The sequence below is a fragment of the Mesorhizobium sp. B1-1-7 genome, from assembly GCF_006442705.1.
Lineage (GTDB): Bacteria > Pseudomonadota > Alphaproteobacteria > Rhizobiales > Rhizobiaceae > Mesorhizobium > Mesorhizobium opportunistum.
In genome coordinates this window covers 42,330-55,150 of the sequence record NZ_VFWQ01000011.1, presented here as the reverse complement: position 1 = coordinate 55,150, position 12,821 = coordinate 42,330, and the positions used below count along the sequence as shown (strand labels likewise).

At 62.0% G+C, this 12,821-nt stretch carries 11 protein-coding genes; 5 read left to right on the top strand and 6 right to left on the bottom strand.

Annotated features, from left to right (window positions below; translation table 11 throughout):
* Positions 1-8: 8 nt before the first annotated feature.
* Positions 9-926 (top strand): carbohydrate ABC transporter permease, encoded by a 918-nt coding sequence (locus FJ978_RS19740; protein WP_140573390.1) that lies wholly within the window; start codon positions 9-11, stop codon positions 924-926.
* A 171-nt stretch (positions 927-1,097) separates the two neighbouring features.
* Here FJ978_RS19740 and FJ978_RS19735 read toward each other — a convergent pair whose 3' ends face one another.
* Both FJ978_RS19735 and FJ978_RS19730 read right to left on the bottom strand, forming a co-directional pair.
* Positions 1,098-1,841 carry a creatininase family protein gene (locus FJ978_RS19735; RefSeq protein WP_140573389.1) on the bottom strand — a complete coding sequence of 248 codons (744 nt, stop codon included), beginning with the start codon at positions 1,839-1,841 and terminating at the stop codon, positions 1,098-1,100.
* A 3-nt stretch (positions 1,842-1,844) separates the two neighbouring features.
* On the bottom strand, positions 1,845-2,471 hold the full coding sequence (locus FJ978_RS19730; protein ID WP_246678168.1) for an SIS domain-containing protein: 627 nt from the start codon (positions 2,469-2,471) through the stop codon (positions 1,845-1,847).
* Between the two features lie 116 nt (positions 2,472-2,587).
* Here FJ978_RS19730 and FJ978_RS19725 point away from each other — a divergent pair, with 116 nt between their 5' ends.
* A complete protein-coding gene (locus FJ978_RS19725; protein WP_140573388.1) occupies positions 2,588-3,610 on the top strand; it encodes an aldo/keto reductase in 1,023 nt (340 codons plus the stop codon).
* 85 nt (positions 3,611-3,695) lie between these two features.
* Here FJ978_RS19725 and FJ978_RS19720 read toward each other — a convergent pair whose 3' ends face one another.
* From FJ978_RS19720 to clpP, 4 genes are all read right to left on the bottom strand, one after another.
* Positions 3,696-3,968, bottom strand: a complete 273-nt coding sequence (locus FJ978_RS19720; RefSeq protein WP_006201846.1) for an HU family DNA-binding protein — start codon at positions 3,966-3,968, stop codon at positions 3,696-3,698.
* 197 nt (positions 3,969-4,165) lie between these two features.
* Positions 4,166-6,577 (bottom strand): endopeptidase La, encoded by a 2,412-nt coding sequence (lon, locus tag FJ978_RS19715; protein ID WP_013895938.1) that lies wholly within the window; start codon positions 6,575-6,577, stop codon positions 4,166-4,168.
* 275 nt (positions 6,578-6,852) lie between these two features.
* Entirely contained in the window at positions 6,853-8,127 is a 1,275-nt protein-coding gene (gene clpX, locus FJ978_RS19710) for an ATP-dependent Clp protease ATP-binding subunit ClpX (protein WP_013532190.1), read from the bottom strand.
* Positions 8,128-8,421: 294 nt separating this feature from the next.
* Positions 8,422-9,051 (bottom strand): ATP-dependent Clp endopeptidase proteolytic subunit ClpP, encoded by a 630-nt coding sequence (gene clpP / locus FJ978_RS19705; protein ID WP_013895939.1) that lies wholly within the window; start codon positions 9,049-9,051, stop codon positions 8,422-8,424.
* Between the two features lie 353 nt (positions 9,052-9,404).
* On the opposite strand from clpP, the gene FJ978_RS19700 reads away from it, so the two are divergent.
* From FJ978_RS19700 to FJ978_RS19690, 3 genes are all read left to right on the top strand, one after another.
* Positions 9,405-9,995, top strand: a complete 591-nt coding sequence (locus tag FJ978_RS19700) for a hypothetical protein (RefSeq protein ID WP_140573387.1) — start codon at positions 9,405-9,407, stop codon at positions 9,993-9,995.
* Between the two features lie 86 nt (positions 9,996-10,081).
* Positions 10,082-11,461, top strand: a complete 1,380-nt coding sequence (locus tag FJ978_RS19695; protein ID WP_140573386.1) for a pyridoxal-dependent decarboxylase — start codon at positions 10,082-10,084, stop codon at positions 11,459-11,461.
* A gap of 105 nt (positions 11,462-11,566) precedes the next feature.
* On the top strand, positions 11,567-12,817 hold the full coding sequence (locus FJ978_RS19690; protein ID WP_140573385.1) for a cytochrome P450: 1,251 nt from the start codon (positions 11,567-11,569) through the stop codon (positions 12,815-12,817).
* Positions 12,818-12,821 lie beyond the last annotated feature (4 nt).

Below are 12,821 nucleotides of genomic sequence, written 5' to 3'. Positions count from 1 at the left end.
GCCGGATCATGAGCGTTCAGACAACCGAATACACCGTTTCCGAAATCCGCTCTCCAGCGAGCTTCATCACCAGCCGTGTCTTCATCTACGGCGCGCTTGTCTTCTGGGCCTTCATCTGCCTGTTCCCGATCTACTGGACGATAACGACCTCGTTCAAATCGGCGGTCGACGTCACGCAAGGACATCTGATTCCCTTCGTCGATTTCTGGCCGGACTGGAAAGGCTGGCGATCGCTCGGACTGTCGCCGGATTCGATCTTCCAGACCTCCACGGTGCGCGACGAGTTCTTCAAGCGTTTCATGAACTCGGTCATCACCTCGGTCGGCGCGTCGAGCCTCGCCATCGTCATCGGCAGCCTCGCCGCCTACGGCCTGACGCGCTACCGCTACAAATTCGCCTGGTTCAAGAACGAGGACATCTCCTTCTTTTTCCTGTCGCAGCTGATCCTGCCGCCGGTGGTGCTCGCCCTGCCCTTCCTGGTGCTCTACCGGGAAGTCGGCCTGCTCGACACGCGCATCGGGCTGATCCTGCTCTACACGCTGATGGTGCTGCCGATCGTCATCTGGATCATGCGCGACCAGTTCAATTCCATTCCCGTCGAGCTGGAGGAGGCAGCGCTCGTCGACGGATTGTCGATCTGGGGCGCTTTTTTCCGCATCGTCATGCCGATCGCACTGCCGGGCATGGTCGCCGCCTTCATCCTGGCGATGGTGCTGTGCTGGAACGAGTATTTCTTCGCCGCGCTGTTGACCTCGACCGATGCCAAGACCATTCCCGTCATGGTGGCGAGCCAGACCGGCTCGCAAGGCATCAACTGGTGGTCGATGGCAGCGCTTGCCACCGCGGCGATTGCGCCGCTGGCGGTCATCGGGATTGCGCTCGAACGCTATCTGATCATGGGCATGACCGCAGGAGCAGTGAAGTAGCGGTTGCCGCTTCCCTTCTCCCCTTGCGGGAGAAGGTGGATCGGCGCGCAGCGCCGAGACGGTTGAGGGGTGTTCCAGCGGAGTGAGACGTTGGTGTTCCCTGGAGCACCCCTCATCCGACCGAGCTTCGCTCGGCCACCTTCTCCCGCAAGGGGAGAAGGAAAGAGCCGCCTAAGCCGACAATATTGCCCGCAGATGATCCATGATCATCGCCACGCCCCTCTGCCCCAACTCCGCCGAGGCTTCGGGCGCGCTTGCCGTGTACCAGCCGGTGTTGTCGGCGAAATGGGCGGAATCGACAGCTTCCGGACATAACGCCAGCATCAGCGATGTCTCGCCGATGCCGGCGTGGTCGAACGGGTACTTGCCATTCATGGTCGCCGGCATCAGCGGATGCACCTGCACCCAGTTGAAGAAGTTTTCACCCTCGGCATGTCCAGCATAGTAGTCGGCCATCGCTGGAGAGCCCCACCAGCCCTCGCCGCGCTGCTTTTCCAGGAAACGGAAGATCGCCTGACGACCGGCGGTCTTGAAAGCGAGATCGGTCGGCATGCCGGCGGCGAAGTTTTCGGTCTGGTGGTGGATGACGGCGTGGATGTTGCGAAAGCCGATGCGCAGCAGGCCGTAGAACAGCTCTTCCGCGAACGGCGCCAGCTGATTGCCGCCGACCTGTACCGAGCCGGTGCCTTCCGGCGGCGCCACCGCGTAGCTCGCGGCGCCGTAGTAGAAGGGCGGCAGGATGACGACCTCCCTCTCCTTCTCGAACAGTTCCAGCGTCTTGATGACAGCCAGCGTGTCCATGCCGACAGCCATGTGCTCGCCATGGTATTCGAGCACGCCGAGCGGCAGCGCGACCGGCCAATTCTCAGCGATCGCCTTGCGGATCTGGTGCGGCAGCATCAGTTCATAGCGCATGATCTATTCCATGTTGGTGTGGCGGGCGCGCATGGCTTCAGGCGACGCACCGGTCAGGGATTTGAGCTTCAGCACCATCACTTCGAACAGCAGGAACAGCGCTCCTTCGAACACCGAGCCCATCGGCAGCACCGATGTCTTTTGCGCGCCCTGATCGTTGGCCATGGTCTGTGCGGGAATGAGCAGCGTGAAATCGGCGCGCTTTGCAGCGCTGCTTTCGGCCTGGGCGGTCAGCAGAAGGTTGGTCGCGCCGGCGGCGTGTGCAACCTGCATCAAAGTCAGCACGGTCGTGGTTTCTCCCGGTCCGGAACTGGCCAGGAAGACGTCGCCCGGCCCCAGAGGCGGCGTGTTCATGTCGCCGACCACGGAAACCGGCAGGCCGAGATGATAGAGCCGCATGGCAAAGCCCTTGACCTGCAAGGCCTCGCGGCCGCAGCCATAGACGACGATCCGCCCAGCTTCAGCCAGCATCTTGCAGGCAGTGTCGATCCGGCTCTCGTCGACGCGCTCCAGCACGCCGCCGAGTTCGGCAAGCGCCGTCCTGAACAGGGTTTCGTTCCGGTCGCTCACGGCAAACCCGCTCTCGAAATCATCTTGCGATTTTCCCACGAACAGCTTGATTTCGTTCATGCTAGCAACCGCGAAAATGCGTGTCCAACGCCGCGCGGCGCTTTTGCCTGATCACAGGCATGATAGTGTCATGCCAGACAAATCAACCCACAGATCAATCCGGGACACTGCAGGACATGAAGACACGGCATTTCGACCGCATCGGCAATGGCGGCATCACTTTTACCGAGCTCGGCTTCGGCACCGCGCCGCTCGGCAATCTCTACCGCGCCGTTTCGGATGAGGACGCCAATGCCACGCTCGAAGCCGCCTGGGGGACCGGATGCCGCTACTACGACACCGCCCCGCTCTACGGGCTTGGCCTGTCGGAAACACGCCTCAACCCGTTCCTGCGCGGCAGGAAGCGCGACGACTATGTGCTGTCGAGCAAGGTCGGCCGCATCATGCGCGCCTGCCCGCCGGAGCAACGCACGGGCATCGGCAAGTTCTTCGACACGCCGTCGCGGCGCGAGGTGTACGATTACAGTTATGATGGCGTCATGCGCTCATTCGAGGCCTCGCTGGAGCGCCTCGGCGTCGACCGCATCGATATTCTCTTCGTGCACGACGTCGACATCTTCACCCATGGCAGCAAGGAAGCGTCCGACCAGCGCATCGAGGAGTTCATGCGCTCGGGCTATTACGGGCTGCTGTCATTGCGTGACCAGGGCGTGATCAAGGCGTTCGGCGGCGGCATCAATGAATGGGAGGTTGCCCAGACGTTGGCCGAGCGCGGCGATTTCGACCTGTTCCTGCTTGCCGGGCGCTACACGCTGCTGGAACAGGAGGCGCTGACGTCCTTCCTTCCGCTCTGCCAGAAGCGCGGCATCGGCATCGTTCTCGGCGGCCCCTACAATTCCGGCATCCTGGCAACCGGACCGAAGCCGGGGGCCTACTACAACTACTCCGAGGCCCCCAAGGACATCCTTGAGCGGGTCGCCGGCATCGAGAGCGTCTGCAAGCGCCATGGCGTCAGGCTGATCGAAGCGGCGCTGCAGTTCCCGCTGCTGCATCCATCGGTCGTCTCGGTGATCCCCGGCGGCCAGCGGCCGAGCGAAGTGGAGAGCAACCGGTCGCTGCTCGACGCGAAGCTGCCCGCGGCCCTGTGGGCCGACCTCAAGAAGGAAGGCCTGATGCGCACCGAGGCGCCGACCGCATAGGCTGGAGCGCCCCTGGCGGCCGACCGCGCAAAAATGAAAAGCCGGGCGGGCCCGGCTTTTCTGGTCTCTGAAAAAGAAAAAACGCTTAGTTGACTGCGTCCTTGAGGCCCTTGCCGGCCGAGAACTTCGGCACGGTGCGTGCCGGGATCTTCACTTCGGCGCCGGTCTGAGGGTTGCGGCCGGTCGAAGCCGCACGCTTTGACACGGTGAAATTGCCAAAGCCGACAAGCCGGACATCGCCGCCCTTCTTCAGTTCGCCGGTGATCACGGAAAATACCGCATCGACCGCCGACTGCGCGTCACCCTTCGAAATGCTCGCGGCGTCGGCGACAGCGGACACCAGTTCGTTCTTGTTCATAAAAATTCCCTTCCATGAGAACACCGGAACTAACGACTCATCCGGCAGGAAACGGACTTTAGAAAGAAGCGCTTCCGCAACCAAGTCGAAAAGGCAGGAAAAAACCGGAAAAAGCCCGGAATTCCGGGGTTTTTCACATGAAAAAGCCGGGCGCGAGACCCGGCTCTTCTGTTTGTGCGCTGCAACTTTAGCAATTACTAATGTGCAAGCGACTTTCCGGCATCGTCGGTGGTGTCTGTCGTGGCCGGCGGATTGACCGGTTCGACCCATTCGATCGGCTCCGGCATACGCACCAGCGCGTGGCGCAACACCTCGCCGACCCGCGAGACCGGAATGATTTCCATGCCGTTCTTCACGTTGTCAGGTATGTCCGCCAGATCCTTGGCGTTGTCTTCCGGGATCAGCACCTTCTTGATGCCGCCGCGCAGTGCGGCGAGCAGCTTCTCCTTGAGGCCGCCGATCGGCAAGATGCGGCCGCGAAGCGTTATCTCGCCAGTCATCGCCACATCGGCACGGACCGGAATACCCGTCAGCACCGACACGATGGCTGTCGCCATCGCAGCACCCGCGGACGGGCCGTCCTTCGGCGTGGCGCCTTCCGGCAAGTGGACATGGATGTCGCGCTTGTCGAACAGCGGCGGCTCGATGCCGAAATCGAGCGCGCGCGAGCGGACATAGGAGGCCGCCGCCGAGATCGATTCCTTCATCACGTCGCGCAGATTGCCGGTCACCGTCATGCGGCCCTTGCCGGGCATCATGACGCCTTCGACGGTCAGCAGCTCGCCGCCGACTTCCGTCCAGGCAAGCCCGGTAACGACGCCGACCTGATCGTCAGCCTCGACCTGGCCGAAGCGGAAGCGCTGGACACCAAGGTAATCGGCGAGGTTCGCCGCCGTAATGGTCACCGTCTTCTTCTTCGTCTTCAGGATCTCGGTCACCGCCTTGCGCCCGAGCTTCATCAGCTCGCGCTCCAGGCTCCTGACGCCCGCTTCGCGGGTGTAGGTCTGGATGATGGCACGGATCGCGTCCTCGCCGACGGAGAACTCCTTCGGCTGCAGCGCGTGATCGCGCACCACCTTCGGCATCAGGTGCCGCTTGGCGATCTCGATCTTCTCGTCCTCGGTGTAGCCGGCGATACGGATGATCTCCATGCGGTCCATCAAGGGCGCAGGGATGTTCAGCGTATTGGCCGTCGTCACGAACATCACGCTCGACAGGTCGTACTCGACCTCGAGGTAATGGTCCATGAACGTCGAGTTCTGCTCGGGATCGAGCACCTCGAGCAGCGCCGACGACGGATCGCCCCGGAAGTCCTGGCCCATCTTGTCGATCTCGTCGAGCAGGAAGAGCGGGTTGGACTTCTTCGCCTTCTTCATCGACTGGATGACCTTGCCGGGCATCGAGCCGATATAGGTGCGCCGGTGGCCACGGATCTCGGCTTCGTCACGCACGCCGCCCAGCGCCATGCGGATGAATTCGCGGCCGGTCGCCTTGGCGATCGACTTGCCGAGCGAGGTCTTGCCGACGCCGGGAGGGCCGACGAGGCACAGGATCGGCCCCTTCAGCTTCTTCTGGCGGCTTTGCACGGCAAGGTACTCGACGATGCGGTCCTTGACCTTGTCGAGGCCGAAGTGATCGGTATCAAGCACGTTCTGCGCATAAGCCAGATCCTGCTTGACCTTGGAGTTCTTGCCCCACGGGATCGACAGCAGCCAATCGAGATAGTTGCGCACGACGGTCGATTCCGCCGACATCGGCGACATCGTCCGCAGCTTCTTCAATTCGGCTTCCGCCTTCTCGCGGGCCTCCTTGGAGAGCTTGGTCTTCTTGATGCGCGCCTCGATTTCGGCGGCCTCGTCGCGGCCGTCCTCGCCTTCGCCGAGCTCCTTCTGGATCGCCTTCATCTGCTCGTTGAGGTAGTATTCGCGCTGCGTCTTCTCCATCTGGCGCTTGACGCGCGAGCGGATGCGCTTCTCCACCTGCAGGACGGAGATTTCGGCTTCCATGAAGCCCATCGCCTTTTCCAGCCGCTCCTTGACAGAGAGCGTGGCCAGCATTTCCTGCTTCTCGGGGATCTTGATGGCGAGATGCGAGGCAACCGTGTCGGCGAGCTTGGAATAGTCGTCGATCTGGCTGGCAGCGCCCACCACTTCAGGCGAGATCTTCTTGTTCAGCTTGACGTAGTTCTCGAAGTCGGTGACGACCGAACGCGCCAACGCCTCGACCTCGACCTCTTCCTCTTCCGGCTCGACCAGCGCCGTGGCGCGGGCCTCGTGGAAGTCGGGACGGTCGGTGAAGGAGACGATTTTCGCGCGCGAGGCGCCCTCGACCAGAACCTTGACGGTGCCGTCGGGCAGCTTCAGCAATTGCAGCACATTGGCGAGCGTCCCGATATCGAAGATGGCATCGGGCTCGGGATCGTCATCGGCGGCATTCATCTGGGTGGCAAGCAGGATCTGCTTTTCCTGCCCCATCACCTCTTCCAGCGCCTTGATCGATTTCTCACGCCCGACAAAGAGCGGAACGATCATGTGCGGGAACACCACGATGTCGCGCAGTGGGAGGACTGCGAAGACGCCGTCGCTGGGAGCCTTGGATATTTTGGCCATTGTCCAACCTTTCATGTCGCGGCCGCTAATTGAGCCAGCCGCGAATCTTATATTAACGACCGGGGATCGTTCCGCCTACCACCGTTTGTGACGGGAGTTTTACAGCACAGAAATCGGGCACCTCGGCCTTCTCGTGTTAGGTGGATGCAAGCGGGGCAAAGATCAAGAGTTAACATCGTCCGCAATCCATTCCATTGCAAAGGTCGCATGCCCCGTGACAGCAAAACGGCGCCGCAAGGGCGCCGTTCCACAAAAATATGGGCTGAAGTGCCATATCAGGCACTGACGTTGCCCTTCTTTTCCTTCTGCTCGGAGTAGATGTAGAGCGGCCGGGCGCTGCCGGTCACCACTTCCTCCGAAATCACCACTTCGCGCACGCCTTCGAGCGCGGGCAGTTCGAACATCGTATCGAGCAGGATCGCTTCCATGATCGAGCGCAGGCCGCGCGCACCGGTCTTGCGCTCGATGGCGCGCTTGGCGATCGCCGACAGGGCGTTCTCGTGGAAGGTCAGGTCGACATTCTCCATCTCGAACAGCCGCTGATACTGCTTGACCAGCGCGTTCTTCGGCTCGGTCAGGATCTGGATCAGCGCCGGCTCGTCGAGGTCCTCCAGCGTCGCCAGGACCGGCAGGCGGCCGACGAATTCCGGGATCAGGCCGAACTTCAAGAGATCCTCCGGCTCGACCAGGCGGAAGACATCGCCGGTGCGCCGATCTTCCGGCGACGCGACGACGGCGCCGAAGCCGATCGAGGTCTTGCGGCCGCGATCCGAGATGATCTTGTCCAGTCCGGCGAAGGCGCCGCCGCAGATGAACAGGATGTTGGCGGTGTCGACCTGCAGGAATTCCTGCTGCGGGTGCTTCCTGCCGCCCTGCGGCGGCACGGAGGCGACCGTGCCTTCCATGATCTTCAGAAGCGCCTGCTGCACGCCCTCGCCCGACACGTCGCGGGTGATCGAGGGATTGTCGGACTTGCGCGAAATCTTGTCGATCTCGTCGATGTAGACGATACCGCGCTGGGCGCGCTCGACATTGTAGTCGGCCGACTGCAGCAGCTTCAGGATGATGTTCTCGACGTCCTCGCCGACATAACCGGCTTCGGTCAGCGTCGTGGCGTCCGCCATTGTGAACGGCACGTCGATGATGCGGGCCAGCGTCTGCGCGAGCAGCGTCTTGCCGCAACCGGTCGGGCCGATCAGCAGGATGTTGGATTTCGCCAGTTCGACATCGTTGTTCTTGCCGGCATGCGCGAGGCGCTTGTAATGGTTGTGGACCGCCACCGACAGCACGCGCTTGGCGTAGGGCTGGCCGATGACATAATCATCGAGAACCTTGAGGATCTCCTGCGGTGTCGGCACGCCCTCGCGCGACTTCACCATCGAGGTCTTGTTCTCCTCGCGGATGATGTCCATGCAGAGCTCGACGCATTCATCGCAGATGAAGACCGTCGGGCCAGCAATCAGCTTGCGCACCTCGTGCTGGCTCTTGCCGCAAAACGAGCAATAGAGCGTGTTCTTGGAATCACCGCTGTTGTTGCCGACCTTGCTCATTTTCATGTCCTTTCATGGCCGCCCGCCGATGGTCTGGCTGAAAGGGCGCAACTTCAATCTATCGCGGGAATCCGCCGCCGCCAGTGTCCCAGCTCCCGCAACGTATTCCGTACGAAACACAAATCAGAAAACGTGGCAATGATTCGCAGCTCCCCACGCAAAGCTAAGCCGTCGAAAATCAACATAGCCTTAACGTAGGCAATCCCGACCGTCGAGGGAACAGCCAATTGTGGCCGAAATGACGCAAGACGCGCCAAAAGCGCGTGATGGTGCCATCCAACTGCCAACAAGCCCTTATGCCAGCGCTCCCTCGGCCGCCTCGCGCGACGAAATGACCTTGTCGATGAGGCCGAAGTCCCTTGCCTCGTCGGCGGTCATGAAATGGTCGCGGTCGAGCGTCTTCTCGATCTCTTCGTAGCTCTTGCCGGTGTGCTTGACGTAAACCTCGTTGAGGCGGCGCTTCAGCTTGATGATGTCCTGGGCATGACGCTCGATGTCGGACGCCTGGCCCTGGAAGCCGCCGGAGGGCTGGTGAACCATGATGCGGGCGTTCGGCGTGGCGAAGCGCATGTCCTTGTGACCGGCGGTCAGGAGCAGCGAGCCCATCGAAGCCGCCTGGCCGATGCAGAGCGTCGACACCGCCGGCTTGATGAACTGCATGGTGTCGTAGATCGCCATGCCCGAGGTGACGACACCGCCCGGCGAATTGATATAGAGGTTGATTTCCTTCTTCGGGTTCTCGGCTTCGAGGAACAGGAGCTGCGCGCAGACCAGCGTCGCCATGCCGTCCTCGACCGGACCGGTGATGAAAATGATACGCTCCTTGAGGAGGCGCGAGAAAATGTCGTAGGCACGCTCGCCGCGATTGGTCTGCTCGACCACCATCGGAACGAGGTTCATGTAGGTTTCGACGGGGTTCTTCATTCGTTGTCTCTTATCTCGCGGTGGGATTCCGGCTCCGGGGAAGGCTGGCAAGTGGGCTGGCAATTCGGGCAGAATCGGTTCTGGATCGTTATTCTGTAAATAGGATGCCGGCTCATCCTTGTGCAAGGCCGACCCGTCCTAGCCATCTGGGTAAGTCGAATCAAGGTTTCCAGCCAAGGATTCGCAGCGGCCGACGCTTCTGCCGCTCTATGACGCACACCCCCGGGTCAGCCGGGTAGCAATTTCTTAACCGCGTCACTTAACGAAATGCGCCGAAACCGCTTTCCTCCGAACCCGCTTCCCCTACAATCCAACGTTGAACTGTCATTGAGCCGTTCAGCAGGGGGAGTGCCATGCCTGGGAAAATCGCGTGCTTCACCATTGCCGGGCTAACCGTGCTCGGCACGATTTCGCCGACGGCGGCCGGCGGCCGCGCCGTCGAATGCTATGAGCCGGTCCGTTCGCCTGCCGTCTACGACACGGTCTACGAGGACGTGATGGTCAGCCCGCCAGGCCAGCATGTAGACTACGACCCGCCCATCTACGGCACGCGCGAACGCCTGGTGATGACCGTTCCGGCCCAGGTGAGCTACGAGGTCGTGCCCGCCGTCACCCGCACCGTCTACCATACGGTCCAGGTCGATGATGGCGGATATTCCTGGGAATGGCGCGTCATCCATGGCCGCAGGGTGCTGTGCAAGGTCTGGCACAAGGCGCGCTACGAACGCGTCGCCGAGACCGTGGTGGTCCAGCCGGAGCGCACACGGCGCATCGTCATTCCGGCGCAGTATGACCGGATCGCCGAGGAGGTGCTGGTTCGGCCCGAGCAAAGGCGCGTCATCGATATTCCCGCCTCTTACCAGACCGTCGCAAGGCGCGTTCTGGTGCGCGAAGGGTCGTCAGGCTGGCGGCGCGTGCATATACCAAGGCATTGCCAGGACTAAGCGACATAGACGACCCCCACGACGGTTGTTGGATTTCAACCGGAAGTGTAGTCTGCGCGCAACGGAAACCTGTTTTGGGCCGAGCAATGCGCGACCTGGAAATTTCCAACCAGGAACTATCCGATATTGCGGAAGAAGCCTTGGGGCTGGCCAAAAGCTATTGGGCGTCTCTCGAAGGGCGTCGGGCATATCCCTCGACCAGCGGCGAGGACACGACCGAGCTCTTCTCGCGGCCCTGGCTGGAGAACGGCCGTGGTCGGGAAATCCTTCAGGATTTCAAGTCGATCGCGGAGCATGCGCGCCCCGCCACCGGCAGGTTCTTCGGCTACGTCGTCGGCTCGGGCGAACCGATCGGCGCGCTGGGGGAATTGCTGGCTGCCGTGCTCAATCAAAATGTGACGTCATGGCGGTCGGCGCCGGCGGCGACATCGATCGAACGCGCCGTCGTCGGGTGGTTGGCCGAGGCCGTCGGCTGCGCCGGATTTACAGGCAGCCTGTGCGGCGGCGGCTCGATGGCCAACCTCATGGCGCTGGCGATGGCGCGGGAAGCGAAGCTGCCCGCCAATGAAACGGGCGTACAGCCATGCGTGATCTACGCTTCCGAGCAAGTGCACATGTCGATACCAAAAGCCGTCGCATTGCTGGGCATCGGCAGAAGAAATCTGCGCCTGATCCCCGTCGACGACAAATTCAAGATGCGCACGGACGCCCTCCAGGCATCCATAACCGCCGACCGCGAGGCCGGAAACGTGCCTATCGCCATCGTGGCCACGGTCGGCACCATCGTCTCCGGCGCAATCGATCCCCTCCTTGAAATCGCGGACATTGCCCGCAAGGAGGCGCTGTGGATGCACGTCGATGGTGCCTATGGCGGGATGGCGGCCCTGGCAGTGCCGGAAAAGTTCCAGGGATTGTCCTTGGCGGATTCGCTGTCGCTCGACGCGCACAAATGGCTGTATCAACCACTCGATTGCGGCTGCCTGCTCAACCGTCATCCAGACATTGCGCGCACGACTTTCTCGCATAGCGACGACTATGTCAGGATATTGAGCGAAGATCCCACCGAAGCATTTGCGTTCTTTGAGGAGTCGATCGAGCTGTCCCGACGCTTCCGCGCGCTGAAGCTCTGGATGTCGCTGCAGTTTCACGGACGCGGTGCCTATCGCGAAGCCATCAGGCGCGATCTCGATCATGCGCAAATGTTGGCGCAAACAATCGCGCTGCATCCAGAGCTGGAACAGCTTGCGCCCGTGTCGCTGAGCGCGGTCTGCTTCCGTCACCGCTCGAAGGACAATGAAGCGATCCTCCGACGCGTGATCGCGCGCGGCCGGGTGTATCTGTCGAATGCGACGATCAATGGTCAGTTCGTGCTGCGGGCATGTTTCGTCAATCACCGGACGGCCCCGGATGACGTACGGGCCATTGTATCGGAAGTCATTGCCGCCGCCGAAGAGCTCAATCGCTGAGCCGCCGAGACCTTCCGCAGTCGCGCCGGCTGGCTCAACTCATAGGCTATCGGGCGCCAACATACGGTCTGGAATGAGGCTGGCAAGCCGCGCTATGGGTCTGGCATGACCAAATCGACGCTCCCCTATCTGGCCTTTGATCCAGCCACCCGCCACCTGCGGCTCGACCCGCACGAGCCAGCTTTCTTCCTCAACCCGTACGAGGCCTATGCACACCTGCACGGCGTATCGAATGGATTTTTCTGGGAGGAGTTCGGTTTCTGGTGCTTTGGCGGCTTCGACGACGTCAACCGGCTGCTGCGCGACCGCCGCTTCGGCCGCCAGAACCCGGCTGGCATTCCCGACAGCCGGGGCGTCGGCCAGGACAGAAGCCATCTCAAGGCCTTCGACGGCATCGAAGCGAACTCCATGCTGGAGCTGGAACCGCCGGTGCACACCCGGCTGCGAACACTGGTCAATCGCGCCTTCGTCTCGCGCCAGGTCGAACGGCTGCGGCCGCGTGTCGAAGCGCTCGCCAATGAGCTGATCGACCGTTTCGATCCGGCCGGCCTGGTCGACCTTTTGCCCGCCTTCGCGGCGCCGTTGCCGATCACCATCATCGCCGAAATGCTCGGCGTGCCTGTCGAGATGGGGCCGCAACTGCTCGACTGGTCACATCAAATGGTCGCCATGTACATCCATGGCCGCACCCGCGAGACCGAGGAAACGGCCAACCGCGCCGCGGGCGAATTTGCCGATTTCCTGCGCGGCTACATCACCGAGCGGCGCAAGAACCCGGGTGACGACCTGCTGTCGCTGCTGATCTCGGCGCAGGAAGACGGCCAAAGACTGTCGGAGGACGAGATGGTGTCGTCGGCCATCCTGCTGCTGAACGCCGGCCATGAAGCGACCGTGCATCAGACCGGCAATGCGGTGCGCTCGATCCTAGCGCAACAGGGCGACCCGCGCCGCTTCTTCACCTCGCCGGAAGCTACCGCTGCAACAGTCGAGGAATGCCTCCGCTTCGACGCACCGCTGCACATGTTCACCCGATACGCCTATCAGGAGATCGAAGTGGCGCCAGGCATCGTCGTGCAGCCGGGCCAGACGATCGGGCTCTTGCTCGGCATGGCCAATCACGACCCGCGGGCCTTTGCCGACCCGCAGGACTTCCGGCCGGACCGGACAGACCAGAAGAACGTGTCCTTCGGCGCGGGCATCCATTTCTGCATCGGCGCGCCGCTCGCCCGGCTCGAATTGCAGGTGTCGCTGAAGACCTTGTTCGAGCGCCAGCCAAAGCTGCATCTTGCCGAAAGCCCGCGCTTCCGCGACACTTACCATTTCCATGGGCTGGAAACGCTCGCTGTCGGCTTTTGAACGA

Coding starts and splice junctions, on each gene's coding strand:
- FJ978_RS19740 (WP_140573390.1), top strand. CDS start 9: ATGAGCGTTCAGACAACCGAATACACCGTTTCCGAAATCCGCTCTCCA.
- FJ978_RS19735 (WP_140573389.1), bottom strand. CDS start 1,841: ATGCGCTATGAACTGATGCTGCCGCACCAGATCCGCAAGGCGATCGCT.
- FJ978_RS19730 (WP_246678168.1), bottom strand. CDS start 2,471: ATGAACGAAATCAAGCTGTTCGTGGGAAAATCGCAAGATGATTTCGAG.
- FJ978_RS19725 (WP_140573388.1), top strand. CDS start 2,588: ATGAAGACACGGCATTTCGACCGCATCGGCAATGGCGGCATCACTTTT.
- FJ978_RS19720 (WP_006201846.1), bottom strand. CDS start 3,968: ATGAACAAGAACGAACTGGTGTCCGCTGTCGCCGACGCCGCGAGCATT.
- lon (WP_013895938.1), bottom strand. CDS start 6,577: ATGGCCAAAATATCCAAGGCTCCCAGCGACGGCGTCTTCGCAGTCCTC.
- clpX (WP_013532190.1), bottom strand. CDS start 8,127: ATGAGCAAGGTCGGCAACAACAGCGGTGATTCCAAGAACACGCTCTAT.
- clpP (WP_013895939.1), bottom strand. CDS start 9,051: ATGAAGAACCCCGTCGAAACCTACATGAACCTCGTTCCGATGGTGGTC.
- FJ978_RS19700 (WP_140573387.1), top strand. CDS start 9,405: ATGCCTGGGAAAATCGCGTGCTTCACCATTGCCGGGCTAACCGTGCTC.
- FJ978_RS19695 (WP_140573386.1), top strand. CDS start 10,082: ATGCGCGACCTGGAAATTTCCAACCAGGAACTATCCGATATTGCGGAA.
- FJ978_RS19690 (WP_140573385.1), top strand. CDS start 11,567: ATGACCAAATCGACGCTCCCCTATCTGGCCTTTGATCCAGCCACCCGC.